The sequence below is a fragment of the Streptomyces kunmingensis genome, assembly GCF_039533535.1.
GTDB classification, from domain to species: Bacteria; Actinomycetota; Actinomycetes; order Streptomycetales; family Streptomycetaceae; genus Streptomyces; species Streptomyces kunmingensis.
Map to the genome: position 1 here is coordinate 599,818 of NZ_BAAATS010000002.1, position 24,205 is coordinate 624,022.

Here is a 24,205-nt window from a genome sequence, read left to right on the forward strand (position 1 = left end):
GTGTGGGTTGCACGGAACTGGATAACGAAAGCGCCTCGGCCGTCCGAACGCCTCGATCGTCAGGGACGGCGCCGCTTCTTGCCGTCCAGTTCGTCCCACCACTCGTCGGACCGCGCGTCGCCGGAGGGGTCGTCCCACCAGCGGTCCTCGGGGCCGCGGCGGTTGGCGACGATGGCGGCGACGGGCGGGATGACCATGGCGACGACGCACATGGCGACGGCCGCGGGCACGGACCAGAGCCGCACCACGGCCCAGGCCAGCACGAAGAGGCCGATGCACAGCCCCATCATGGCGAAGTACAGATGCTTCCGCCGCGCGTACATACCTTCAGCGTAGGCCCGCCCGAAGGCTCGCGCGCAAGCCGAAGGGCCGCACCCCGTACCAGTGGCGTCCAACCCCCGGGGGTGCGGCCCTTCGACCGTTCGGTGCGCGTCGCATACGCGTCGCGGCGCCGCCGTCACACGGCGATCGCGACCTCCGCGAGCCCGCCGGTCTGCGCGACGACCGTACGGTCCGCCGTGCCGCCCGGGACCAGCGCGCGCAGGGTCCACGTGCCCTCGGCCGCGTAGAAGCGGAACTGGCCCGTGGCCGAGGTGGGCACCTCGGCGGTGAACTCGCCGGTCGAGTCCAGGAGACGGACGTAGCCCGTCACCGGCTCGCCGTCGCGGGTCACCTGGCCCTGGATCGTGGTCTCACCGGGCTTGATCGTCGAGGCGTCGGGGCCGCCGGCCTTCGCTCCACACATACGTAACTCCTAGGAAGGAAAGGTCAGTTGACTTACTTCGCGGCGCCGAGCTCGATCGGCACGCCGACGAGGGAGCCGTACTCGGTCCACGAGCCGTCGTAGTTCTTGACGTTCTCCTGGCCGAGCAGCTCGTGCAGGACGAACCAGGTCAGGGCCGAGCGCTCGCCGATGCGGCAGTACGCGACGGTGTCCTTGGCGAGGTCCACGTTCTCGGCCTCGTAGAGGGCCTTGAGCTCCTCGTCCGACTTGAACGTGCCGTCGTCGTTGGCGTTCTTCGACCACGGGATGTTGCGCGCGGACGGGACGTGACCCGGACGCTGCGACTGCTCCTGCGGGAGGTGGGCGGGGGCGAGGAGCTTCCCGCTGAACTCGTCGGGCGAGCGCACGTCGACGAGGTTCTTGTTGCCGATCGCGTCCACGACGTCGTCGCGGAAGGCGCGGATCGAGGTGTCCTGCGGCTTGGCCTTGTACTGCGTGGCCGCGCGGTCCGGGACCTGCGCGCCGTCGACCAGGTCGCGGGAGTCGAGCTCCCACTTCTTGCGGCCGCCGTCGAGGAGCTTGACGTCCTGGTGGCCGTAGAGCTTGAAGTACCAGAACGCGTAGGAGGCGAACCAGTTGTTGTTGCCGCCGTAGAGGACGACGGTCGTGTCGTTGGCGATGCCCTTCTTCGACAGGAGCTGCTCGAAGCCCTCCTGGTCGATGAAGTCACGGCGGACCGGGTCCTGGAGGTCCTTGGTCCAGTCGATACGGATCGCGTTCTTGATGTGGTTCTTGTCGTACGCCGACGTGTCCTCGTCGACCTCGACGATCGCCACGTTCTCGTTGTCGAGGTTGGCCTCGACCCAGTCGGCATCGACCAGGACGTCGCTGCGGCTCATGCTGTCTTCCTCCGGGGCAGTTGCGGCGGGGCATGGGTGGAACGGTGCGCGGAATGGGCGCGGGGTGACCCCGAGTCGCTTCGGTCTCGCCGACTCAAGGGGTCCGGGGAAGGCGGGGGCCGGCCGAGTGGCCGGAGTGCCCGCTCAGACAGTGCGACAGAGCATGGCGGCGACGCGGCACAGGTCTACTGCCCGCCGCTTCGTGAGGTCCGCCTGTCGCTTCATGCGTCCGATCGTAAGGACGCATCGGTGGCCGTGTCACCGCCATGTCGAATACTGAGACGCAATCATCCATATGCCGAGAATGATGAAGCCCCGGAGCCGCTCCCGCCGGGCTCCGGGGCCGCTTCGGCTCCGCGTGGTGCTGCTGTGTGGACGACGGTGTCTCGCAGTGCGGACGGGGCGTCCTGGACGGGGTCTTCCCCGTTCCCGCCCGAGCCGTACCCGCCCGAGCCGTACCCGCCCGCTTCCGTTTCCGTTCCGTCCCTACCCGACGAGGTCGAGGTTCGAACCCTTCACCGTGATCTCTACGCCGTCCTTGACGGCCTCGACGCTGTCCAGCTCGATCCCCGCCGGCAGGTTGTCGATCGCCTGCTGGAAGTCGGTGACGGCGCGAATCCGGCCCTCGGCCAGGTCGAGCGCGCCGGTCTTGGGCAGGCTGTCGGCGCGGGCCGAGACCTTGCCGTCGGTGACCTTGACGGTGCTGAGCACGGTCGGGTGCAGGGTGCCCACCGGCGTCTTCACGGTGACCGCGACCTTGACCTTGTCGCCGCCGCCGTACGACAGGCCGTCGATCTGGGCCGTGATACCGGGAGCGACCTGGGCCACGTCCTGCTTCTTCACGGCCTTCAGCAGCTCGTCGTAGGAGATCCGGGCGGTACCGGTGGCCGAGTCGGCCTTCGCCGAGCTGAAGCTGCTGTCGAACTTCACGCCGTGCATCTCGGCGTTCAGATCGGCGATGCGGATGCTTTCGCCGCCGCTCTTCGCGTCGTAGTCCTTGATGCCGATCTCGACGTCGTCCAGGCTGCCGCCCACGACCTGGGTGAGGAACGGGAAGCCCTTGATGTTCACGTCCGGGGTGTCGGCCAGGCCCTCGCTCGCGCGCACCTTGTCGGCGGCCTTGCCCTCGGCGAAGTTGACCGCGACGCGGTCGGCGATCACGAAGAGGCCGCCGATGATGACGACGAAGATCAGCAGTATTCGCAGTGCGCGCATGGCTCTGGAGGCTCCCCCACATCCGAATGTCCCCGGCGCTCCGTGTCCCCCCGCCGGGGGTGAATCCTGCGGCGAGCGTACGTGGCCGCTTTCGCGGGGGGTGGGGGTGGGCCGGGTTGTTCCCAAGTTGTCGATCAACGCGGGGGGTTGTGGGCGGGCCCGAGGTAGCGGTGCGGGTGCGGCCCGGTGGGGGTTGAGCGCGCAGTTCCCCGCGCCCCTGAAGGGAGTTGTGCGGGTGCGGCCCGGTGGGGGTTGAGCGCGCAGTTCCCCGCGCCCCTGAAGGGAGTTGTGCGGGTGCCGCCCGGCGGGGGCTGGTCGCGCAGTTCCCCGCGCCCCTAGGGGGCTTGCGGCTTCGCCGCAGCCCCATGAGGGCGCACCCCATGAAGGCGCACCCCATTACGACGCACCCTATGAGGACGCGCCCCATGAGATGGCGCACGTAGTGCGCATCTCAGGGGCGCGGGGAACTGCGCGAGAAGCCCCACCGGGCCGCGGCCGGGCGCGAAACCGCGAGACCCCGGGTCAGATGAGGGCGCGGCCCAGCAGATAGACCGCCGGAGCCGCCGCGGCCAGCGGAAGCGCCACGCCCGCCGTCATGTGCACGAAACGCGACGGGTAGTCGTACGAGGCGACACGATGCCCGACCAGCGCACAGACCCCCGCACCAAGACCCAGCAGCGCCCCACCCGTACCGAGGTCCGTCACCCCGCCGGCGGCAACCCCCGCCCCGGCGGCAGCGAGCAGCGCGACCACGACGGACGCGGGCGTGGGCAGCGGCAGCGCGCGGGCCACGACCGCGACGGCCACGGCGACCGCGCCGACGACGACCGCGTCCGGCTCCGCCGCGAGGAACCCCGTGGCGATGATGGCCAGCGCCGCCGAGGTGACCGTCGCCATCAGGCCGTACATCCGCTCGTCCGGCGACGCGTGCGAGCGGAGCTGGAGGACGAGCGTGAGCAGGACCCAGACGCCGAGCGTGCCGAGGATCGCGGCGGGCCCGTGCTCACGGCCGGCCGCGAGCAGCGCGATGTCGGCGACGACGCCGCCGAGGAAGGCGAGCGCGATGCCCTGCCGGGCGGGCCACATCCCGTTGAGCCGGAACCAGCCCGCGGCCGTGACGGCCTGGAGCAGCAGCAGCGGGACGAGCAGCCCGTACGAGCCGATGAGGGCGCCGCCCGCGAGCAGCACTCCGAGGACCGCCGTGAGCGCGGCGGGCTGGATGCCGGGCTCGATGACCGGCGAGCGCCCCTCGGCGCGGGCGCGCTGGGCGTCGGTGATCCGGGAGTTGCCGGTGGTGGTGGCGGCCCCGTACGACGGTTCGCCGGTCGAGGCGGCCGACGCGGGCTCGGGTTCACGCGCGGCGGGCGGCGCCGGAGCGGGCGTCGGGTCGAACCCCCACTCCCGCTGCTGGGCCGGCTGCGGCGCCCCGTCGGCCCCGCGCCCGTACTCGTACCCCTGCGGCGGCAGATAGGGCTGCTGGGCGGGCTGGGCCTGCTGGGCGGGCTGGGCCTGCTGGGCGGGCTGCACAGGCTGCACGGGCTGGACCTGGGTGTCCCACGTCTGCCCCTGCCACTGCTGCGTCTGCGGGTCCTCGTACTGCTGCTGCCCGTACTGCTGCTGGTGGCCCTGCGACTGTCCGTACTGCTGCTGGTGCTCCTGCTGTTGCCCGTACTGCTGCTGGGCGTAGGGATCCTGCGCATACGGCTGCGCGTACGGCTGCCCGTACTGGTCGTACTGCTCGTACTGGGGTTGCTGCGGATATTGCTGGTCGTTGCTCATCGGGGTCACCCTCCTGCGAACGGCGGGAGCACCTCGACCGTGCCGCCCTCGGCAAGCCGTACCGTCTCATGACCGCGGGTCCCCACGGGGTCCCCGTCGATCAGGAACGAGGAACGCTGCAGCACCCGCACGAGATCACCGGGGTGTCGCGTGCGGGCCGCCGTCAGAGCCGCGGCCAGGGTCTCCGCGTCGTACGGTTCCTCCGCGACGCCGGCGGCCGCTTTGGCCGCCGCCCAGTAGCGGATCGTGCCCTGAGCCATGTCAGCGGCTCCTCTCCTCGTGTGCGGTCGGCGTCCTATTGTGCGGCACCCGCGGCGGCGGCCCACGCTCCGATCCGGCCCAGCAGCGCATCGCTCGCCGCATGCTCCGCGTGCCCCATCCCGGGCTCCAGCCACAACTCGGCGCCGCCGTCCGCCGCCTCGGCCAGCATCCGGGGGTGGTCGACGGGAAAGTACGGGTCGCGGTCGCCGTGCACGACGAGCAGCGGTGTCGGCGCGATCAGCGGGACCGACTCGACCGGCGACAGCGGTACCGGGTCCCAGTCGTAGGGGTGGATACGGGTGCGGAGTCCGACCCGGCCGACCATCCGGCCCGTCGGCCGGGTCACCACCCAGTGCAGCCGCCGCATCGGGGCCGTTCCCCGGTAGAACCACCGCGCCGGGGCGCTGACGGCCACGACCGCGTCCGTGCGCGCTTCTGTGCGCCCCCTGTGCGACGCCGCGTGCCGCAGCACCACAGAACCACCCATCGAAAACCCGACCGTCACCACGCGCGCGTGCCCGAGGCGGCGTGCCCACGCGACGGCCGCCGCGAGATCGAGGACCTCCCGGTCGCCGACCGTGGAGCGCCCGCCGGAGCGCCCGTGCCCCCGGAAGGAGAACGTGATCACGGCCGCACGCTGCGCGAACACCGCGGCGGCGCGTCGTACGTGCGGCCGCTCCAGATCGCCGGTGAAGCCGTGCGCCAGCACGATCGCGGGGCCCTCGCCGGGCACGGGCCCCGGCTCGTACGCCGCGTCGATGGCGGTGCCGTCCTGTGCGCGGAGCATCACGCGTAGTGGTCGTTCAGTGATCGGCCGCACAGAAGATCCGCTCTTTTCATCTGCCGGACCCCAAGTCATGTGGGCTATTGTGCTGGGCAGAGGACTCGGGCAAAGCAGCCCCCGGGTCCTTTTGTGCTTTCAGGAGCGTCGCAGTCGAAGGCGCTGGGCCCGGGGCGCGGGCCCGCAGAAAGCATCACAGAGCACGACCCAGCACCACAGAGCACCACAAGCAGTGCCGCAAACGTCCTCGCAGGGACCGAGGAGGAACCAGACGTTATGGGCGAGCGAACCGTGCACGAACGTATGACGACCCCGGCAGGGGGGCCGCGATGAGTTCATTGCTGCTCCTGACCAACGCCCTTCAGCCGTCGACGGAGGTGCTTCCCGCCCTCGGCCTGCTTCTGCACAACGTGCGGGTGGCCCCCGCCGAAGGCCCCGCACTCGTCGACACCCCCGGTGCCGATGTCATCCTCATCGACGGACGCCGCGACCTCCCGCAGGTCCGTAGCCTCTGTCAGCTGCTGCGCTCCACCGGACCCGGCTGTCCGCTGGTCCTCGTCGTGACGGAGGGCGGCCTCGCCGCCGTCACCGCCGACTGGGGCATCGACGACGTCCTCCTCGACACCGCGGGACCCGCCGAGGTCGAGGCGCGCCTGCGCCTCGCGATGGGCCGCCAGCAGATCGTCGCCGACGACTCCCCCATGGAGATCCGCAACGGCGACCTCTCCGTGGACGAGGCGACCTACAGCGCGAAGCTCAAGGGCCGGGTCCTCGACCTGACCTTCAAGGAGTTCGAGCTCCTCAAGTACCTGGCGCAGCACCCGGGCCGTGTGTTCACGCGCGCCCAGCTGCTCCAGGAGGTGTGGGGCTACGACTACTTCGGCGGCACCCGGACCGTGGACGTCCACGTACGACGGCTGCGCGCCAAGCTCGGCCCCGAGCACGAGTCGCTCATCGGCACCGTGCGCAACGTGGGCTACCGCTTCGTCACTCCGGAGAAGCCGGAGAAGAAGGCGGAGAAGAACGCGGAGGACAGGGCCGAGCGGGCCGAGCAGAACGGGAAGGCGGCCACCACCGCGAAGACGGACGAAGCGGACAGCCCGCTCGCGGCGCGCGCCCAGGCCGTCTCTTCCGAGCCGTAGGAACGATCCGCACGCCCTGCCCAGGGCGGGGTCCATCCGCGTAGACTCCGCGCGTGGCCAAGGTGACTCGGGACGACGTTGCGCGACTGGCGGGTACTTCGACCGCCGTCGTGTCCTACGTGATCAACAACGGACCCCGGCCGGTCGCCCCGGCCACGCGCGAGCGCGTGCAAGCAGCCATCAAGGAGCTGGGGTACCGGCCCGACCGGGTCGCCCAGGCCATGGCGTCGCGGCGGACCGACCTCATAGGCATGATCGTGCCGGACGCGCGCCAGCCGTTCTTCGCGGAGATGGCGCACGCGGTGGAGCAGGCCGCGTCCGAGCGCGGAAAGATGGTCCTCGTCGGCAACTCCGACTATGTCGGCGACCGCGAGGTGCACTATCTGCGCGCGTTCCTCGGCATGCGGGTCTCGGGCCTGATCCTCGTCAGCCACGGGTTCAACGATCTGGCGGCCGCCGAGATCGAGGCGTGGGACGCCCGCGTCGTCCTGCTGCACGAGCGGCCCGAGTCGATCGACGACGTCGCCGTCGTCACCGACGACATCGGTGGCGCCCAGCTCGCCACCCGCCACCTTCTGGAGCACGGGAACGCGTACGTGGCGTGCCTCGGCGGCACCGCCGACACCCCGTCCGTCGGTGACCCGGTCTCCGACCACGTCGAGGGCTGGCGCCGCGCGATGCAGGAGGCGGGCCTCTCCACGGAGGGCCGGCTGTTCGAGGCGCCGTACAACCGCTACGACGCGTACCAGGTGGCGCTGGGTCTGCTGGCCGGGCCCGACCGGCCGCCGGCGATCTTCTGCTCCACCGACGACCAGGCCATCGGGGTGCTGCGGGCCGCGCGCGAGCTGCGGATCGACGTGCCGGGCGGGCTGGCCGTGGCCGGGTTCGACGACGTGAAGGAGGCGGGTCTGACGGATCCGCCGATGACCACCGTCGCCTCGGACCGCTCGGCGATGGCGCGGGCCGCGGTCGACCTGGTCCTCGACGACTCGCTGCGCGTCGCGGGCTCCCGGCGCGAACGGCTGAAGCTCTTCCCGTCCCGGCTCGTCGTCCGTCAGTCCTGCGGCTGCGCCTGACCCTCGCGTCTTTATTTCGGGCAAACAGGGTTCTGCCGGGACTCTCAGGGCACGCTCAGCTGGCTCTCATGTACGCGCCACACGCTTGTCCCATGACCGAGAGCTTCCGCCGCAGCGGCGAGTCCCCCCAGTACGGCACCGACAGCGCTGCCCCGCAGCAGTCCGCGTACTCCGAGAGCGCGTACCCTCCCCCGCCGTCGTACGAGCCCGTGGGCGTCGCTCCGGGGCAGACGGTGTGGCCGGCGGGCGGCGGCTCCGGGCACGGCGGCGACGACGGGCACACCGCCCGGTTCGCCGCGTACGGGCCCGAGCAGCCCCCCGCTCCTGTCGCCCCCGCCGCCGCCAAGAAGCGGAAGCGGCTGCGCGGGCCGGTCGGGCTGCTCGCGGCCGTGGCCGTCGCCGCGGCGGCCGTCGGCGGCGGCACCGCGTACGCCTTCCAGGAGCTGAGCGGCTCGGACACCACCGCCTCCAGCACCACCAGCACCACCGTCGTGCCCAGCAGCCAGAAGGGCACCGTCTCCGGTGTCGCCACGGCGGTCAGCCCGTCGATCGTCGAGGTCAACGCGACGCTGTCGTCCGGCTCCTCCACCGGCTCGGGCGTCATCACGACCAGCGACGGCGAGATCATCACCAACAACCACGTCGTCTCCGGCGCCTCGTCCATCAAGGTGCGCACGAGCGACGGCAAGTCGTACACCGCCGAGGTCGTCGGCACGGACGCCAAGAAGGACCTGGCGCTCATCCAGCTGAAGAACGCCTCCGGTCTGAAGGCCGCCACGCTCGGCGACTCCGACGGCGTCAAGGTCGGCGACCAGGTCGTCGCCATCGGCTCGCCCGAGGGCCTGACCGGCACCGTCACCAGCGGCATCGTCTCCGCCCTCGACCGCGACGTCACCGTCTCCACCGACGAGGGCCAGGAGCAGCAACAGCAGCAGGGCGGTGGCAGCGGGCAGTGGCCGTTCGAGTTCGGCGGCCAGGAGTTCAACGGCGACACCGGCTCGTCCACGACGACCTACAAGGCGCTGCAGACCGACGCGTCCCTCAACCCCGGCAACTCCGGCGGCGCCCTCATCGACATGAACGGCAACATCATCGGCATCAACTCCGCGATGTACTCCGCCAGTTCGGACTCCTCTGGTTCGTCGGGGGGCTCGTCGAGCGCGGGCAGCGTCGGCCTCGGCTTCGCCATCCCGATCAACACCGTCAAGGCCGACCTCGACACGCTGCGCGCCGGAGGCGCCGACAACTGACCGACCCCGTCCCGGGGAGAACCAGGAGGACCCGTCATGATCCGCACCGCACGTCACCCCGAGGCCCGTACCGGCCCCGCCGACCTCGGCCTCGCCCTCACCGTCGTCTCGGCGCTGCACCCGCCCGTCACGCGCGCCCCCGAAGTGGTGCCGGCGGCGACGCGCCGTGCCGTACGCGGCCGCCGCGCCGCCGTGCGAGGCTGAGAACCGGCCCTGCCCGCACCACCCATCGTTTAAGGAAGCGCAGCCCATGAGCCCCGCCGAAGGCGACCGCGACCCGCACCGCATCCTCATCGTCGACGACGAGCCGGCGGTGCGGGAGGCACTCCAGCGCTCCCTCGCCTTCGAGGGCTACGGCACCGAGGTCGCCGTCGACGGCGCCGACGCCCTGGAGAAGGCGGCTGCCTACCACCCGGACCTCGTCGTCCTGGACATCCAGATGCCACGCATGGACGGCCTGACCGCGGCCCGCCGGCTGCGCGCCACCGGGTCCACCACCCCGATCCTCATGCTCACCGCCCGCGACACCGTGGGCGACCGGGTCACCGGCCTCGACGCGGGCGCCGACGACTACCTGGTCAAACCGTTCGAACTCGACGAACTGTTCGCGCGGGTCCGCGCGCTGCTGCGGCGCAGCGGGTACGCGTCCGCCGCGGTCGGGGCCGTCGACGACTCCGACGTGCTCTCCTTCGGCGACCTGCGCATGGACCTGACGACCCGGGAGGTCACGCGCGGCGAGCGCACGGTCGAGCTGACCCGCACCGAGTTCACGCTGCTCGAGATGTTCCTGGCCCATCCGCGTCAGGTCCTCACGCGCGAGCAGATCCTCAAGGCGGTCTGGGGCTTCGACTTCGAGCCGTCGTCCAACTCGCTGGACGTGTACGTGATGTACCTGCGGCGCAAGACGGAGGGCGGCGGCGAACCCCGGCTCGTCCACACGGTGCGGGGCGTGGGGTACGTGCTGCGCTCCGGCGGGGCCGAATGAGCGGGATGCTGCGGCGGGTGCGCGGGCTGCCGTTGCGGTCGCGGCTGGCGCTGCTGGTGGCGGTGGCGGTCGCGGCGGCGGTGGCCGCGGTGGCGGTGACGTGCTGGTTCATCACGCGGAACCAGCTGTACGGCCAGCTGGACAACGATCTGCGCAGCCAGGTCGGCTCCCTGAACCAGAACCGCCAGGTCATCCCCATCCAGTCCTGCCCCGACACGGGCATGCGCGGCATCCCCGGCCCGACGATCCAGGTGATCAACTCCGACGGCACCGTCTGCACCCTGCGGGGCAAGTCGGCGATCCCCGCCCAGCCCTCCGACCTGGCCGTCGCCGACGGCACCTCGGACCAGGCGCTGCACACCACGGACGACGACAAGGGCAGGGCCATGCGGGTGCTGACGGTCCCCGTCACCGGCCCCGGCAACGAACGCGTCCATGGCGTCGCCGTCTCCCTCGCCAACCCGCTCGACGAAGTCACCAAACCGCTCACCACCCTGGCCTGGGTCCTCCTCCTGGTCGGCGGCATCGGCGTACTCGGTGCCACCGCCGCCGGCCTCTGGATCGCCCGTACCGGACTGCGGCCCGTCGACAAGCTCACGGACACCGTCGAACACGTGGCCAGGACCGAGGACCTGACCGTCCGGATCCCCGTCGAGGGCGACGACGAGATCGCCCGGCTCTCCGCGTCGTTCAACTCGATGACCGCTTCCCTCGCCTCCTCCCGCGAGCTGCAACAACAGCTGATCGCCGACGCGGGGCACGAGCTGCGGACGCCCCTCACCTCGATGCGGACCAACATCGAACTGCTCACCCGCAGCGAGGAGACGGGCCGCGCCATCCCCCCGGACGACCGCAAGGCGCTGATGGCCTCGGTGAAGGCGCAGATGATCGAGCTGGCCGCGCTCATCGGGGACCTCCAGGAGTTGTCCCGTACCGGACTGAACGGGAACGACGGCCCCCTCAAGGTCGTCTCGCTGCACGACACCGTCCGCACCGCCATCGAGCGCGCCCGGCTGCGCGGCCCCGAGCTGACGATCGAAGCCGAACTGGCCCCCTGGTACGTACGCGCGGAGCCGGCGGCCCTGGAGCGGGCGATCGTGAACCTGCTGGACAACGCGGTGAAGTTCAGCCCGGAGAAGGGCACGGTCGAGGTACGCCTCATGCGCGGCTCGCTCACCGTGCGGGATCACGGCCCGGGCATCCCCGCCGACGAACTCCCGTACGTGTTCGACCGGTTCTGGCGCTCCCCGACCGCTCGCGCGCTGCCCGGCTCGGGGCTCGGCCTGTCCATCGTGGCCCGCACCGTGGAGGCGAACGGCGGCGAGGTGGCGCTCGCCGCGGCGGACGGCGGCGGCACGGTCGCGGCGATGCGGCTGCCCGGCGCGCCGACACCCCCGCCGGAGATCATCCCCTGACCGCGGCAGGCTCTCAGTGGCCCACGCTGAGGCCCGCCCCCGACAGGTCGACGCGGATGCCGTCCTTCTCCACGGTCACGTCGCGCAGCCGTACGTAGCCGTGGTCGCCCGGCAGCTCCGGCAGCCGGAAGGCGAGGGAGAGGCGGTCGGCGAGTGCGGGGCGGGTGAGTTCGGTGAGGCCGTTGAGCAGGGACGGGTCGAGGCCGAGCTTCTTCAGGAGCCAGGGGTGGTCGAGCGCGATGTCGATCAGGTTCATCCCCATCAGGCTCTTCACGAAGCGGGGCGTACCGGTCACCTCGCTGACCTTCTTGTCGCCGCGCAGCGCCTGGCGGACGGCCGACTCCGGGACGCCGGCCCGGTGCACGATCGCGGGGATCGACAGCAGCCGCCTGGCCTTGTCGGTCTCCTCGGTGATCCGCCGCACGGACTTGGCAGTCAGGTGCAGCCCTTCGGTGGCGCCGGTGCCGGGCCGGTAGGTGGCGAGGTCGCCGATGGACAGTTGCATGCCGTCGATGTCGGTGGAGATGCCGGACGCGCCGAGGCGGCGGATCGTGGCGTCGGCCCGTACCCTCACCTCGCGCCCGGCGACCGGCAGGGTGCCGCGGGCCAGTACCCGGTCGCGGCCGTGGCCGGTGAACGTGACCTGGGAGGCGCCCAGTTCACGGTTCATGTCGGCGAAGCTGAGCAGCACCTCGCCGTGCATCGCGTCCACGTAGGCGCCGCTGATGCCGGTGAGGCCCGAACCCTCGATGCGTACGTCGCGGGCGGTGGCCGAGACCTTGGCGAGGGTGACGCGGTCGGCCGCGACATCGGGGACGGTGACCTTCATCTCGTCGACGCGGCGGTCGGCGAGCTGGGTGAGGAAGGGGAAGCCCTTGATCTCGACCTCGGGGGCCGCGGTCAGCTTCAGCTCCTTCTTGAGCTGCTGCGCGGCGCGGTTTTCGGCGTACAGGACGGCCCAGCGGTCGCCGAGGGCGAGGAACGCGACGAGGACGAGGACCGCGACCAGGCCCTTGGCGAGGAGCGGCAGCCCGGCGAACCGGTTGCGGCGGCGGCTCCGGCGCCCGCGCCCGTGGTCGGGGGGCAGCCATGCGTCGTCGGGGCCGGAGTCGTCCGCGAAGGCCGGCTCCTCGTGGAGGACGTCGTCGAGCGGGTTGTCCGCGAGGGCGGCCAACTCCTCATACGGATTGCGGGCGTTGGGGACGGAGGGGACGGGGGCTATGCGGTGGGGGGTACGCATCGGGTGATTGCACCACACACCCCCACCCTTCAGGCAAACAACCTTCACATACGCGGTGACCTACGACGGGTGGCCCACGGTCCACCGTAGGCCACCCTGTGTTTCCCTGCTGTGCCCGGCTACTTCATGATCGTGATCCGGTCCGCCTTCGGCGGTGCGATCGGGGCCGAGGCCGAGGAGTTGGCGGTCAGGTAGTCGTTGAACGCCTTCAGGTCGTCCGCGCCAACCAGCGGGTTCTTGCCCTGGCCGAGCGCCGCGAAGCCGTCGCCGCCGCCCGCGAGGAAGGAGTTCATCGCGACGCGGTAGGTGGCGCCCTGGTCGATCGCCGCACCGTTCAGCCTGATCGAGTCGACGAGGACGCGGGCGGCGCCCGTCTTCGTCATGTCGAGCGTGTACGTGAGCCCGGCCGACGGCTGGAGGATCTTCGGCGAGGCCTCGTTGCCGCCGCTGACCTGCTGCTGGAGCGCCTGGACGACCTGCGCGCCGGTGAGGTCGACGAGGTTGACCGTGTTGCTGAACGGCTGCACGGTGAATGCCTCGCCGTACGTCACGACCCCGTCGCCCTCGCTCCCGCTCGCCTTGAACACCAGGTCGGAGCGGACCCCGCCCGGGTTCATCAGCGCGAGCGCCGCCTTCGGGTCGAGGGACTTGGCGTGCGCGAGCTGCGCGTCGGCGATGAGGTCACCGAGCGGCTCCTCGGGCGTACCCGCGCCGCGGCCCGCGATGTCGGCCGAGATGTAGCCGACGGCCTGGTTCGAGACGGGCGCCGCGAGCTTGTTCCACTTGCCGATCAGCGCGGTCATGTCGGGCGCCTTGGGCTGGGTGCGCGTCACGACGTGGTTGGCCGAGGTGGGCAGCTTCGGCGCCCCCGCCCCCTTCGCCGACTTCGACTGCCCCGTCGACTTCGACTGCCCCGTCGACTTCACTGCCGTACGGACGATGTCCTTGGTGCGACGGTCGTAGGTGAGCGTCGTGTCCGTGTAGAGCTTCCCGTAGGAGGCCGCCGACGTGACCATGCGCGGGTTGCCGGACGGGTCCGGGATCGTACAGACGTACGCGTTATGCGTATGACCCGTGACGAGCGCGTCGACCTTCGGTGTGATGCCCTTGGCGATGTCGACGATCGGGCCCGAGACACCGGAGCCCGCACCCGGCGCGTCACAGTCGTAGTTGTACGAGGAGGAGGCCGGCACCCCGCCCTCGTGGATGAGGGCGACGATCGACTTCACGCCCTGCTTGTCGAGGATCTTCGCGTACTTGTTGACGGTCTCGATCTCGTCGTGGAACTTCAGGCCCTTCACGCCGTCCGCGGAGACGATGTTCGGCGTGCCCTCGAGCGTGACGCCGATGAAGCCGACCTTCACGCCCTTGTGCTTCCACACGTAGTACGGCTTCAGGATCGGCTTGCCGGTCTTCTCGTCCGTCACGTTGGCCGCGAGGTAGGGGTAGTCCGCGCCCTTGAACTTGCGGCCGTCCTCGTAGCAGCCGTCCTTGGGGTGGCAGCCGCCGTTCTGGATGCGGGCCAGTTCCGTGGCGCCCTCGTCGAACTCGTGGTTGCCGACACCGGTGACGTCCAGGTCGAGCTTGTTCATCGCCTCGACGGTCGGCTCGTCGTGGAAGAGGCCCGACAGCAGCGGGCTCGCCCCGATCAGGTCACCGGCGGCCGCCGTGACGCTGTACGGGTGCCCCTTGCGGGCGGTGCGCAGGGACGTGGCCAGGTACTCGGCGCCGCCCGCCTCGACCTGCTTCGTCGTGCCGTCGGCCTGCTTCTCGGTGACCTGACCGGACGACCCGGCCGGCGGCTCCAGGTTCCCGTGGAAGTCGTTGAACGACAGCAGCTGTACGTCCTGGTAGCGGCCCTGGTCACCGTGGTGGCCGTTCCCGGACCCGCCATGTCCGCCATGCCCGCCGTGGGCGGCGCCCGCGGGCAGCGCGGCCATCAGCGCACCGGCGGTGGCGAGCGTCGCGACGGCTCCGAGCGCGGCCTTGGCGCGGCGGCGGAGCGGGCGAGGTTCTGGTCTGCGTCCCTGAGGCGTGACGGGCATACGTCCCCCTGAAAAAAGCGGAAGGTGGGCTGCTGCTGTGACAGCCGGAAGCCTAGAGTCAACGCGCGTAGCGCAACAGGGGGTTGCTGGTTACGAGCTGGTTGCCGCCACCTGGCCACAGGTGCGCCGTACCCTCGTGTGCATGACCACCGACCCCGCACCCGCCGGCGTTCCGGCCTCCGCAGGACGCCAGATCGACACCCTCTCCACCCTGACCGACGCGCAGTCCGCCACCGTGCTCGCGCTGCTGACCGACGCCGCCCGCGCCGACGGTCAGCAGGCCGTTTCGGAGCAGGGCCGGCTCCAACTGCGCGGCGGCGAGCGCGAGGGCGTGCACCACCTGCTCCTCACGGTCGGCGGGGACCTGATCGGGTACGCGCAGCTGGAGGACACCGACCCGGTCGAGGCACCCGCGGCCGAGCTGGTGGTGCACCCCTCGCACCGCGGTCGCGGCCACGGACGGGCGCTCGGCGCGGCGCTGCTCGCCGCCTCCGGGAAGCGGCTGCGGGTCTGGGCGCACGGCGGGCACGGCGCGGCGCGGCACCTCGCGCAGGTACTCGGCCTGTCCCTGTTCCGCGAGCTGCGCCAGATGCGGCGCCCGCTCACCGATCTGGATCTGCCCGACCCGGTGCTGCCCGCCGGCGTCCGCATCCGCACCTTCGTTCCTGGTCAGGACGATGCGGCCTGGCTCGCGGTGAACGCGGCGGCGTTCGCGCACCATCCGGAGCAGGGCTCCCTCACCCAGCGCGACCTGGACGACCGCAAGGCCGAGCAGTGGTTCGATCCGGCGGGGTTCTTCCTCGCGTTCAAGAACGACGAGCTGGTCGGCTTCCACTGGACGAAGGTGCACGCCGAGGAAGGGCTCGGCGAGGTGTACGTGGTGGGTGTCGCGCCGGGCAACCAGGGCGGGGGCCTCGGCAAGGCGCTGACCACGACGGGCCTGCGCCACCTGGCCGCGGCCGGGCTGCCGACGGCGATGCTCTACGTCGACGCCGACAACAAGGCGGCGGTGAGCGTGTACGAGCGGCTCGGCTTCAGCACGTACGAAACGGATCTGATGTACCGCACGGAGTCCTGACCAGCGCCTTTACCGGGCCGGTGGGCCATTGAGGGCTTCGAGGGGGCGGCGTCGCTTGACGCCGCCCCTCTCTTGCATCACCCTTTAACTACTTGATTAGTGAAAGGGGGTACGCCAGTGGGCGAGCGAGAGTACGTGATCGAGTTCCGGATAGACCGCCACAGCGGCGTCGCCACCTACCTGCAGATCGTCCACCAGACCGAGCAGGCCCTGCGCATGGGCATGCTCGAGCCGGGCGACAAGCTGCCCACCGCCCGAGAGGTGGTCGAGGCGACGGCCATCAATCCGAACACCGTGCTCAAGGCGTACCGCGAGCTGGAGCGTGCGGGGCTCGTCGAGGCCCGCCGCGGCCTGGGCACGTTCGTCCGCAGATCGCTGGGCTCCGGGCCGGCCGACTCGCCGCTGAAGGCGGAGCTCGACGACTGGGCGAGACGGGCGAAGGAAGCGGGGCTCGACCGCGAGGACGTGGCAGCCCTGTTCGGCAACGCGCTGGCAGCGCATTTCAGCACCACCGACAAGGGGACTTCATGAGCACGGCCATCGAGGCGACCGGCCTCGTCAAGCGGTACGGGCGGCGCGGCGCCGCCGCCCTCGACGACTGCTCGTTCCGGCTGCCCACGGGCCGGATCAGCGCGCTCGTCGGGCCGAACGGGGCGGGCAAGTCCACCCTGTTGGCGATCGCCGCGGGCCTCATGCGGCAGACCTCCGGGCAGCTCGAAGTGCTGGGCGGCGTGCCCGGCGAGTCCCGCGCGAAGGTCGCCTACCTCTCCCAGGACAAGCCCCTGCACCCCCAGCTGTCCATCGCGGACACGCTGCGCCTGGGCGCCGAGCTGAACCCCGAGCGCTGGGACGGCGCGTACGCGGCGAAGATCGTCGAGCAGGGCGACCTCGACCCGAAGGCGCGGATCCGCTCGCTCTCCGGCGGCCAGCGCACCCGCGTCGCGCTCGCCCTCGCCCTGGGCAAGCGGCCCGAGCTGATGCTCCTGGACGAGCCGATGGCCGACCTGGACCCGCTCGCCCGGCACGAGCTGATGGGCACGCTGATGGCGGACGCCGCCGAGCACGGCACGACCGTGCTGATGTCCTCGCACATCGTGGCCGAGCTGGCCGACGCCTGCGACCACCTGCTGCTCCTGGGCGACGGCCGGATCCGGCTCGGCGGCGGCATCGACGACCTGACCCGCGCGCACAGCCTGGTCACCGGCCGTGGCGACCTCACCGGGCACACCGTGGTCGAGTCCCGCGCCTCGGGCCGCGGCACCACCGCCCTGATCCGCCACGACGGGCCCCTCGGCGGCGACTGGCAGGTGCAGCAACCCTCCCTCGAGGAGCTGCTCCTCGCCCACCTGCGGGCCACCGACGCCCCGGCCCTGCTCACCCCGGGCACCACCGCCCGCACGTCCGGTTCGGCGGTGTCCGCATGAGCACGACCCTCGAGCGACCCGACAGCGAGACCCGCACGCCCAAGCGCACCCTGCCGGGCCCGGACGGCCTGGTGTGGACGGTGCTGCGACTGCACCGCACGGCCCTGTGGATGTGGGTCGGCTACGTCGTCATCAGCGTCGGCCTGCTGCTGTGGCTGTGGGGGCCCGGATCGTCGGCCGCACGAGAGGCCTTCGACGCGTTCGGCTACACCGGGGCGCAGGACAACGCCTTTCACGGACTGTCCTCCACCCTCCCCCTCTTCGGCTCCTTCGACGCCGTCTTCTACAACCCGCTGTCGCTGACCCGGATAGCCTCCGTCGCCGTCGCCCTGTTCGCGGCCGGCCCTCTCATCGCCCGTGAACTGGAGTCCGGTACCGCCCAGTTGGCGTGGACCCAGTCCGTCACCCCGGCCCGCTGGCTCGCCACGAAGCTGATCGTGCCCGCCCTGTTCGTCGCCGTCGGCACCAGCCTGGTCGTCGTCCTGTACCGGATGGTGTGGGACGCCCGCGGCCACCTCCTCGTCGCCGGGATCGGCCCGCGCGACTTCGCCTTCTCGATCGGCCTGGCCACGGTGGCCGACGTACTGTTCGGCCTGGCGCTCGGCGTGCTCGTCGCCCTGCTCGTGCGCCGCACACTGCCGGCGCTCGCCATCGCCGGGATCGGCCAGTACTTCGCCGGCGCGCTGCGCGGCAACTCCTGGCCGTTCCAGGGGTGGCACCAGCAGCCCGAGCTCCCGATCCACAGCAAGGCGATCACCACCGGCGGCGCCGAGGTCAGCGACCCCCGCTGCTACCTGGAACAGAAGTGCCTCGACGAGCACCACATCGCCGGCTTCACCCGCGAGTACCTGCCCTCCCCCGACTACTGGCCCCGCCAGCTCACCGAGACGGGCATCCTCCTCGGCCTGACCGTGCTCGCCGTCGTCGCCGCGTTCCTCGTCCTGCGCCGGTACCAGCCCAAGCGCCCGAAGCCCGTCACGCAGGGAGCCGCCGCATGAGCACCGCACTCGCCCGCCCGACGGGCCTCACCTGGACGGTACTGCGGCTGCACCGGGTCGCCCTGTGGCTGTGGATCGCCTACGTCGCCGTCGCGGCCGGCCTGCTGCTGTGGCTGTGGGGGGCCGGGGACGAGCGCGCTCACCGGTCAGTGCGTCGCGGACTCCGTGAACTACTGCGACCCGACCGGCTCGGCCGCGCAGCTGTACCAGCGCACGCTCGCCGTCATCGACAGCTCCCTGGCCGCCGTGCCGCTGGGCGCCGCGGTGTTCACCGGCGGCGTGCTCATCGGCCGCGAACTGGAGCGCGGCACGGCCCAGCTCGCCTGGACCCAGTCCGTGTCCCCGGTCCGCTGGCTCACCGCCAAGCTCGCCCTGCCCGCGCTGGCCCTCACCGCCGGCACCGGCCTGCTGCTGGTACTGCGCCGTGCGGCCCTGACGGCCGCGCCGCAGCTCAGCAACAACGTCTGGTACGTCGCCGGATCCTTCGACGTCCTCGGGACGACCGTCATGGTCCTGCCCCTGCTGGGCCTGGCGGCCGGCGCGCTCGCGGCCCTGCTCCAGCGCAGGACGCTGCCCGCGGCGGGCTTCGCCGGCGTGCTGATACTGCTGCTCATGGTGTGCCTCGACGAGCTGCGCCCCCACCTGTGGTCCACCCGCACCCTCGTCAGCCCGGCCGATGAGGGCTACGGCGGCATCACCGGAGAACTCGTCGACGAGGGCGCCGTCACCTCCACGGGCGCGCACATCCCCGACCCGATGTGCGTCGACGACCAGCGGTGCCTCGCCGACCACGACATCACCGGCGTCTACCGCGAGTTCCACCCCGCATCACACTTCTGGCCCCTCCAACTGGTCCAAACAGCCACCATGTTGGCCCTGGCCGCCACCATCATCTACATCACATTCCGCATCCTGAAAAGAAGAACCACGACATAGGCCCCTCAGGGGCACGAGGACCGGCGCGAGCACCCCACCCGCACCCGTGGCCCCCCAAGGGCGCGGGTACCAGCGCGAGCACCCCCACGCCCCAGGGGCGCGGGGAACTGCGCGAGAACACCCACCCACCGCAGCCGGCCGAACAACCCCTCCAGGGGCGCGGGGAACTGCGCAAGACACCCCTACAGGCGGCCACCTCCACACCCCACCCGCCCCAGCGCGGCACAGCCACCCCCACCCCGGCGGCACATACACACACCCCCACCCACCGGCGGCGCCCCCGAAGACGCCCGCACGCCATGTCCCCGTAACCAACGATTCAGAACGCCTTGCGACCCTCACGGAATGCAGCCCCCCGCGCCCGAACCCGCGAAAGCCCCGCAGGGACCCGTCCCGCAGGGCAGGCTCCGTCTCGCGCCCGCGCTCTCCGATCGTCCCAGCGCGCCCGAGACGGCCCGCACGCGGAAGAATGGGGCCATGAGTCAGAACGCCGCACAGGACCCGACCGCATCCGCGCCGCCGGCCTCCACGCCGGCACCCGCGGCGCCGCAGCCCCAGCCGTCCGTGGGCTCACTGGCCGCGCACCGCCCCCAGCCGGTGGCGGGCGGCGACTTCGACCGGACGTCCGCGAAACTCGCCGGGATCGTCGCCGACATCGACGCGGACCCGGACGACTACGAGGACGAGTACGCGGGCCGGGACGGCGCGGAGCTGCCCCAGGGCCGCTTCCTGGACCGCGAACGCAGCTGGCTGGCGTTCAACGAACGCGTCCTGGAGCTCGCCGAGGACCCGAACACCCCCCTCCTCGAACGAGCGAACTTCCTGGCGATCTTCGCCTCGAACCTCGACGAGTTCTTCATGGTCCGCGTGGCAGGACTCAAGCGCCGCATCGCGACCGGCGTCGCCACCCGCTCGGCCTCCGGGCTCCAGCCCCGCGAGGTCCTGGAGCTGATCTGGAACCGATCCCGCGAGCTCATGGCCCGCCACGCCGCCTGCTACCAGGACGACGTCGCCCCGTCCCTGGCCGACGAGGGCATCCACGTCGTGCGCTGGAACGAGCTGACCGACAAGGAGCAGGCCCGGCTCTACACGCTGTTCATGCAGCAGATCTTCCCGGTCCTGACCCCCCTCGCCGTCGACCCCGCGCACCCGTTCCCGTACATCTCGGGGCTCTCCCTCAACCTCGCGGTGGTCGTCAGCAACCCCGTCTCGGGCCACCGTCACTTCGCGCGCGTCAAGGTCCCGCCGCTCCTCTCCCGCTTCCTGGAGGCCTCCCCGCAGCGCTACGTCCCCATCGAGGACGTCATCGCCGCGCCCCGCCACCTCGCCGAGCTGTTCCCCGGCATGACGATCGAGGAGCACCACATGTTCCGCGTCACGCGGAACGAGGACCTGGAGGTCGAGGAGGACGACACCGAGAACCTCCTCAAGGCGCTGGAGAAGGAGCTGATGCGGCGCCGCTTCGGGCCGCCGGTGCGCCTGGAGGTCGAGGAGAGCATCGACTCCGAGGTACTGAGCCTGCTCGTACGGGAGTTGAAGGTCAGCGAGGCCGAGGTGTACCCGCTGCCCGGCCCTCTCGACCTCACCGGCCTGTTCGCCCTGGCGGGCCTGGACCGGCCCGAGCTGAAGTACCCGAAGTTCGTCGCGGGCACCCACCGTGACCTCGCCGAGGTCGAATCGTCCTCCGCGCCCGACATATTCGCCGCGCTGCGCAGCCACGACGTCCTGCTGCACCATCCGTACGACAGCTTCTCCACCTCCGTACAGGCGTTCCTGGAGCAGGCGGCCAACGACCCGGACGTGCTCGCCATCAAGCAGACGCTGTACCGCACGTCGGGCGACTCCCCGATCGTGGACGCGTTGATAGACGCCGCGGAGTCCGGCAAGCAGGTCCTCGTCCTGGTGGAGATCAAGGCCCGCTTCGACGAGCAGGCCAACATCAAGTGGGCACGAAAGCTGGAGGAGTCCGGCTGCCATGTCGTCTACGGACTCGTCGGCCTGAAGACGCACTGCAAGCTCTCCCTCGTCGTGCGCCAGGAAGGCGACCAGCTCGTCCGCTACTCGCACGTCGGCACCGGCAACTACCACCCCAAGACGGCCCGCCTCTACGAGGACCTGGGGCTTCTCACCGCCAACCAGGAAGTCGGGGCCGACCTCTCCGACCTCTTCAACCGGCTGTCCGGCTACTCGCGCCGCGAGACCTACCGCCGCCTCCTCGTCGCCCCCAAGTCCCTTCGTACGGGCCTGGTCACGCGGATCGAGAAGGAGGTCCAGCACCACCGTGCGGGCCGCCCCGCCTACGTCCGCATCAAGGTCAACTCGATGGTCGACGAGGCCATCATCGACGCCCTGTACCGGGCGTCGCAGACAGGCGTCCCGGTCGACGTGTGGGTACGCGGCATCTGCGCCGTGCGCCCCGGCGTCGCGGGCCTGTCCGAGAACATCCGGGTCCGCTCGGTCCTCGGCCGCTTCCTGGAGCACTCCCGCGTCTTCGCCTTCGGCAACGGCGGCGAACCGGAAGTGTGGATCGGCAGCGCCGACATGATGCACCGCAACCTCGACCGCCGCATCGAAGCCCTGGTCCGCGTCGAGGACCCGGCCCACCGCGCGGCCCTCAGCCGGCTGCTCGAAACGGGGATGTCCGACTCCACCGCCTCCTGGCACCTGGGCCCCGACGGCAACTGGACCCGGCACGCGCTGGACAGTCAGGACCCGGCCGGGCGCCCGCTGCGGAACGTACAGGAGATGCTCATAGACGCCCGGAGGCGCCGGCGTGGCACAGCAACACCTTGATTCCGGTCCGGCCCACACCGCGGACTCCGTCCTCGCGTGTTACCTGCGGGCCCAGGCGACCGAGTTCCTGCGTGCGCTGCGGCAGCACGGGGAGAGCGGCGCGGCCGAGGAGACGGCGGGCGCGGCCCGCGCCCTGCGCCGCGCGGCCCGCCGCATCAGCGGCACGCTGCACACGTTCCGCCCGCTCCTGGACGCCGAGTGGTCCGACGGCCTGCGCCCCGAACTGGCGTGGCTGTCGGGCACCCTGGCCCAGGAGCACGCGTACGCGGACCGGCTCCAGCGGCTGAACGAGGCCCTGCACCGGCTCACCGCCGTGCACGGCAGGACCCAGCCGCCTGCGCCACGGACGGAGAAGGCGGCACCCCCCGCCCGCGAGACCCTCACCCTCGGCGCGGCCAAGGCGGCGGCCCTCCTCGACCGCCAGCTGACCCTCGCCAAGACCCGCGCCCACAGCACCGCGCTCGGCGCCCTCGGCTCGTCCCGCTTCCACGCGGTCGCGGACAGCGTCGCCCTGCTCGCCAGCGAGGTCCCGCTGCACGGCGGCGACCTGGAGCTGAAGAAGCTGGCCACGGCCGCCGAGAGCCGGCTCACCGAGGCCGTCGCCGCCCTGCACCACACCGGTCACCCCTACAACCCGGACGCCGACACCCCCTGGCACCACGTACGCCTCCTGCTGCGCCTGCACCGCTACGCCCAGGAGGTCGTCCTCGACGGGCCCGCCGGAGACGTACGCCTGAAGGAGAACGAGGCGGCGCACGCCCTGAACGCGCACCGCGACGCCGCCGAGGCCGCCGGCGCGGCGGCGCAAGCGGCCCGCACCCCGCGCATCGCCCCGGCGACGGCGTACGCCCTCGGCGTGCTCCACGCCGATCAGCGCCATCAGGTGGAAGCCGCCCGGATCGCGTTCCGGCAGGCATGGCAACGAGAGGCGGTGGGAACCCCGTGACCGTGCGCCACGAGGAAACGAACACCATCCGCGCCGCGGGCTGCGTCCTGTGGCGCCGCTCCGCGATCGACGACGGCCTGGAGCTCGCCCTGGTCTACCGGCCCAAATGGGCCGACTGGTCCTTCCCGAAGGGCAAGGCCAAGCGGGGCGAGGCCCTTCGGGAAACAGCCCTGCGCGAGGTGCTGGAGGAAACGGGTATGGCCTGCACTCTCGGCCCTCCCTTGCCGACGGCCCATTACCTGGACGCACAACGTCGCCCAAAGGAAGTTCGTTACTGGGCGGCCGAGGCAACGGCAGGGCGGTTCGCCCCGAACTCCGAAGTCAGCCGACTCGAATGGCTGGCTCCCGCCGCGGCGTCCGTCAAGCTGACGCACGACCGGGACAAGGCATTGCTCACGGCCTTCCTCGACACTCTGCGCGCGGTGGGAGAGGCCCGCTGAGCCCTCGCCACTCCACTTCGAGCAGGTCGGGATCGAAAGGAGCTTTGTCGCTCACGCCGGCCGGAATCGGCAACACGACCACGGAATCGAAAACCTGGGCAACCACTTCGCGTTGCTCGCCCAGTTCCAACTGCTCCCACCTGTCACGTCTCCAGCCTCGGAGCAGATTCCTCTTGGCTTCGGCTTCGAGGTGATCCCGCTCGTCCCGCACCAACGCTTCGATCCTGCCGTTCAGCGCTGTGAGCAGATGATGGACGTCGCTCCAATCAGCCTGACCCGACAAGATCGCTTCCTCGACGGAACGATGTTGGTGGCGTAGCTTGGCGAGCTTCTCCCTGCCTCGCCAGGGCGTGGTGTGGGCCTCGGTGTCGGTAAAGCACCTGTCGAGAACGGCGAGCAGAAGCCCCACGAGGTGCTCATCCACTGCGGCCGCTCGGCGGCCCACTCCCTTGCAATTGGCGTCCTGGCAGCGGTAGTAGTCACCGTATTTGGCGTTCTTTCCCGATGCTCTGTTACCGGTGAGCTTCGAGCGGCAGACTTCGTCCAGTTCGTTGACACGACCGCACCGAAGGGTCCCGGAGAAGAGATACCTCCGGGTGCGCAGCTCCGGCGGTTGCCGCTCGTCGTCCCGCTTCATGCCACGGTGCAGGCGATTCGCTCTGACGCCCGCCATGATGCTCTTCCACTGCTCGAAACCCACGCCGTCAGCTGCCTCGGCCGCGTGCTCCCATTCGCCGATCACCGGTTCGCCGGTCACGGCGTCCACCACGAGCGCACC

General features: G+C 71.2%; 25 protein-coding genes. 14 read left to right on the forward strand and 11 right to left on the reverse strand.

Translation table 11 applies throughout. The features are described from left to right. Positions 1-59 precede the first annotated feature (59 nt). The 8 genes from ABD366_RS04905 to ABD366_RS04935 form a co-directional block, all read right to left on the reverse strand. A complete protein-coding gene (locus ABD366_RS04905) occupies positions 60-323 on the reverse strand; it encodes a DUF3099 domain-containing protein (RefSeq protein WP_324767056.1) in 264 nt (87 codons plus the stop codon). A 134-nt stretch (positions 324-457) separates the two neighbouring features. Then, positions 458-745: a DUF1416 domain-containing protein gene (locus tag ABD366_RS04910; RefSeq protein WP_127832476.1), complete on the reverse strand. Its 288-nt coding sequence runs from the start codon at positions 743-745 to the stop codon at positions 458-460. 32 nt (positions 746-777) lie between these two features. Next, positions 778-1,623, reverse strand: coding sequence for a sulfurtransferase (locus ABD366_RS04915; protein WP_324767055.1), 846 nt, complete (start codon positions 1,621-1,623; stop codon positions 778-780). A gap of 144 nt (positions 1,624-1,767) precedes the next feature. Further along, entirely contained in the window at positions 1,768-1,848 is an 81-nt protein-coding gene (locus ABD366_RS43435) for a putative leader peptide (protein ID WP_350203226.1), read from the reverse strand. Between the two features lie 261 nt (positions 1,849-2,109). Further along, positions 2,110-2,838 (reverse strand): LmeA family phospholipid-binding protein, encoded by a 729-nt coding sequence (locus tag ABD366_RS04920; protein ID WP_324767054.1) that lies wholly within the window; start codon positions 2,836-2,838, stop codon positions 2,110-2,112. Between the two features lie 522 nt (positions 2,839-3,360). Next, complete coding sequence (locus tag ABD366_RS04925; RefSeq protein ID WP_324767053.1) at positions 3,361-4,617, reverse strand: hypothetical protein; 1,257 nt, start codon at positions 4,615-4,617, stop codon at positions 3,361-3,363. 5 nt (positions 4,618-4,622) lie between these two features. Next, complete coding sequence (locus ABD366_RS04930) at positions 4,623-4,877, reverse strand: MoaD/ThiS family protein (protein ID WP_324767052.1); 255 nt, start codon at positions 4,875-4,877, stop codon at positions 4,623-4,625. Between the two features lie 35 nt (positions 4,878-4,912). Next, the gene (locus ABD366_RS04935) at positions 4,913-5,737 is read right to left on the reverse strand and encodes an alpha/beta hydrolase (RefSeq protein WP_411293644.1); all 825 of its coding nucleotides are present in this window, start codon (positions 5,735-5,737) and stop codon (positions 4,913-4,915) included. Positions 5,738-5,988: 251 nt separating this feature from the next. On the opposite strand from ABD366_RS04935, the gene ABD366_RS04940 reads away from it, so the two are divergent. The 6 genes from ABD366_RS04940 to ABD366_RS04965 all read left to right on the forward strand — a co-directional run bounded on the left by ABD366_RS04940 (position 5,989) and on the right by ABD366_RS04965 (position 11,527). Then, the gene (locus tag ABD366_RS04940; protein WP_324767050.1) at positions 5,989-6,801 is read left to right on the forward strand and encodes a winged helix-turn-helix transcriptional regulator; all 813 of its coding nucleotides are present in this window, start codon (positions 5,989-5,991) and stop codon (positions 6,799-6,801) included. A gap of 53 nt (positions 6,802-6,854) precedes the next feature. After that, complete coding sequence (locus ABD366_RS04945; protein WP_324767049.1) at positions 6,855-7,877, forward strand: LacI family DNA-binding transcriptional regulator; 1,023 nt, start codon at positions 6,855-6,857, stop codon at positions 7,875-7,877. Positions 7,878-7,969: 92 nt separating this feature from the next. Continuing rightward, complete coding sequence (locus tag ABD366_RS04950) at positions 7,970-9,127, forward strand: S1C family serine protease (RefSeq protein WP_324767048.1); 1,158 nt, start codon at positions 7,970-7,972, stop codon at positions 9,125-9,127. Between the two features lie 36 nt (positions 9,128-9,163). Next, positions 9,164-9,331 carry a hypothetical protein gene (locus ABD366_RS04955; protein WP_324767047.1) on the forward strand — a complete coding sequence of 56 codons (168 nt, stop codon included), beginning with the start codon at positions 9,164-9,166 and terminating at the stop codon, positions 9,329-9,331. Between the two features lie 46 nt (positions 9,332-9,377). After that, entirely contained in the window at positions 9,378-10,112 is a 735-nt protein-coding gene (locus ABD366_RS04960; protein WP_324767046.1) for a response regulator transcription factor, read from the forward strand. Continuing rightward, positions 10,109-11,527: a HAMP domain-containing sensor histidine kinase gene (locus ABD366_RS04965; RefSeq protein ID WP_324767044.1), complete on the forward strand. Its 1,419-nt coding sequence runs from the start codon at positions 10,109-10,111 to the stop codon at positions 11,525-11,527. The genes ABD366_RS04960 and ABD366_RS04965 overlap by 4 nt, the downstream gene beginning before the upstream one ends. Positions 11,528-11,540: 13 nt before the next feature. Here ABD366_RS04965 and ABD366_RS04970 read toward each other — a convergent pair whose 3' ends face one another. Together ABD366_RS04970 and ABD366_RS04975 are read right to left on the reverse strand one after the other, a co-directional pair. Further along, positions 11,541-12,767, reverse strand: coding sequence for an LmeA family phospholipid-binding protein (locus ABD366_RS04970; RefSeq protein ID WP_324767043.1), 1,227 nt, complete (start codon positions 12,765-12,767; stop codon positions 11,541-11,543). 119 nt (positions 12,768-12,886) lie between these two features. Beyond that, positions 12,887-14,812, reverse strand: coding sequence for a 5'-nucleotidase C-terminal domain-containing protein (locus tag ABD366_RS04975; RefSeq protein WP_324767042.1), 1,926 nt, complete (start codon positions 14,810-14,812; stop codon positions 12,887-12,889). A 142-nt stretch (positions 14,813-14,954) separates the two neighbouring features. Here ABD366_RS04975 and mshD point away from each other — a divergent pair, with 142 nt between their 5' ends. The 8 genes from mshD (at position 14,955) to ABD366_RS05015 (ending at position 23,427) form a co-directional block, all read left to right on the forward strand. Continuing rightward, positions 14,955-15,890, forward strand: a complete 936-nt coding sequence (mshD, locus tag ABD366_RS04980) for a mycothiol synthase (protein WP_324767041.1) — start codon at positions 14,955-14,957, stop codon at positions 15,888-15,890. A 135-nt stretch (positions 15,891-16,025) separates the two neighbouring features. After that, positions 16,026-16,421, forward strand: coding sequence for a GntR family transcriptional regulator (locus ABD366_RS04985; protein WP_324767132.1), 396 nt, complete (start codon positions 16,026-16,028; stop codon positions 16,419-16,421). After that, positions 16,418-17,314, forward strand: coding sequence for an ABC transporter ATP-binding protein (locus tag ABD366_RS04990; protein ID WP_324767040.1), 897 nt, complete (start codon positions 16,418-16,420; stop codon positions 17,312-17,314). Before ABD366_RS04985 ends, ABD366_RS04990 begins: the two co-directional genes overlap by 4 nt. Next, positions 17,311-18,312: a hypothetical protein gene (locus ABD366_RS04995; RefSeq protein ID WP_324767039.1), complete on the forward strand. Its 1,002-nt coding sequence runs from the start codon at positions 17,311-17,313 to the stop codon at positions 18,310-18,312. The genes ABD366_RS04990 and ABD366_RS04995 overlap by 4 nt, the downstream gene beginning before the upstream one ends. 165 nt (positions 18,313-18,477) lie before the next feature. After that, positions 18,478-19,248: an ABC transporter permease gene (locus ABD366_RS05000; RefSeq protein ID WP_324767037.1), complete on the forward strand. Its 771-nt coding sequence runs from the start codon at positions 18,478-18,480 to the stop codon at positions 19,246-19,248. A 345-nt stretch (positions 19,249-19,593) separates the two neighbouring features. Then, complete coding sequence (locus ABD366_RS05005) at positions 19,594-22,041, forward strand: RNA degradosome polyphosphate kinase (protein WP_324767035.1); 2,448 nt, start codon at positions 19,594-19,596, stop codon at positions 22,039-22,041. After that, a complete protein-coding gene (locus ABD366_RS05010; RefSeq protein ID WP_324767034.1) occupies positions 22,022-22,987 on the forward strand; it encodes a CHAD domain-containing protein in 966 nt (321 codons plus the stop codon). The genes ABD366_RS05005 and ABD366_RS05010 overlap by 20 nt, the downstream gene beginning before the upstream one ends. Continuing rightward, complete coding sequence (locus ABD366_RS05015) at positions 22,957-23,427, forward strand: NUDIX hydrolase (protein ID WP_324767033.1); 471 nt, start codon at positions 22,957-22,959, stop codon at positions 23,425-23,427. Before ABD366_RS05010 ends, ABD366_RS05015 begins: the two co-directional genes overlap by 31 nt. Here ABD366_RS05015 and ABD366_RS05020 read toward each other — a convergent pair. After that, positions 23,381-24,196 (reverse strand): recombinase zinc ribbon domain-containing protein, encoded by an 816-nt coding sequence (locus ABD366_RS05020; protein WP_324767032.1) that lies wholly within the window; start codon positions 24,194-24,196, stop codon positions 23,381-23,383. The two genes, ABD366_RS05015 and ABD366_RS05020, sit on opposite strands and share 47 nt — an antisense overlap. Positions 24,197-24,205 lie beyond the last annotated feature (9 nt).

Coding starts and splice junctions, on each gene's coding strand:
- ABD366_RS04905 (WP_324767056.1), bottom strand. CDS start 323: ATGTACGCGCGGCGGAAGCATCTGTACTTCGCCATGATGGGGCTGTGC.
- ABD366_RS04910 (WP_127832476.1), bottom strand. CDS start 745: ATGTGTGGAGCGAAGGCCGGCGGCCCCGACGCCTCGACGATCAAGCCC.
- ABD366_RS04915 (WP_324767055.1), bottom strand. CDS start 1,623: ATGAGCCGCAGCGACGTCCTGGTCGATGCCGACTGGGTCGAGGCCAAC.
- ABD366_RS43435 (WP_350203226.1), bottom strand. CDS start 1,848: ATGAAGCGACAGGCGGACCTCACGAAGCGGCGGGCAGTAGACCTGTGC.
- ABD366_RS04920 (WP_324767054.1), bottom strand. CDS start 2,838: ATGCGCGCACTGCGAATACTGCTGATCTTCGTCGTCATCATCGGCGGC.
- ABD366_RS04925 (WP_324767053.1), bottom strand. CDS start 4,617: ATGAGCAACGACCAGCAATATCCGCAGCAACCCCAGTACGAGCAGTAC.
- ABD366_RS04930 (WP_324767052.1), bottom strand. CDS start 4,877: ATGGCTCAGGGCACGATCCGCTACTGGGCGGCGGCCAAAGCGGCCGCC.
- ABD366_RS04935 (WP_411293644.1), bottom strand. CDS start 5,737: ATGACTTGGGGTCCGGCAGATGAAAAGAGCGGATCTTCTGTGCGGCCG.
- ABD366_RS04940 (WP_324767050.1), top strand. CDS start 5,989: ATGAGTTCATTGCTGCTCCTGACCAACGCCCTTCAGCCGTCGACGGAG.
- ABD366_RS04950 (WP_324767048.1), top strand. CDS start 7,970: ATGACCGAGAGCTTCCGCCGCAGCGGCGAGTCCCCCCAGTACGGCACC.
- ABD366_RS04955 (WP_324767047.1), top strand. CDS start 9,164: ATGATCCGCACCGCACGTCACCCCGAGGCCCGTACCGGCCCCGCCGAC.
- ABD366_RS04960 (WP_324767046.1), top strand. CDS start 9,378: ATGAGCCCCGCCGAAGGCGACCGCGACCCGCACCGCATCCTCATCGTC.
- ABD366_RS04965 (WP_324767044.1), top strand. CDS start 10,109: ATGAGCGGGATGCTGCGGCGGGTGCGCGGGCTGCCGTTGCGGTCGCGG.
- ABD366_RS04970 (WP_324767043.1), bottom strand. CDS start 12,767: ATGCGTACCCCCCACCGCATAGCCCCCGTCCCCTCCGTCCCCAACGCC.
- ABD366_RS04975 (WP_324767042.1), bottom strand. CDS start 14,812: ATGCCCGTCACGCCTCAGGGACGCAGACCAGAACCTCGCCCGCTCCGC.
- mshD (WP_324767041.1), top strand. CDS start 14,955: ATGACCACCGACCCCGCACCCGCCGGCGTTCCGGCCTCCGCAGGACGC.
- ABD366_RS04990 (WP_324767040.1), top strand. CDS start 16,418: ATGAGCACGGCCATCGAGGCGACCGGCCTCGTCAAGCGGTACGGGCGG.
- ABD366_RS04995 (WP_324767039.1), top strand. CDS start 17,311: ATGAGCACGACCCTCGAGCGACCCGACAGCGAGACCCGCACGCCCAAG.
- ABD366_RS05005 (WP_324767035.1), top strand. CDS start 19,594: ATGCAGCCCCCCGCGCCCGAACCCGCGAAAGCCCCGCAGGGACCCGTC.
- ABD366_RS05015 (WP_324767033.1), top strand. CDS start 22,957: ATGGCAACGAGAGGCGGTGGGAACCCCGTGACCGTGCGCCACGAGGAA.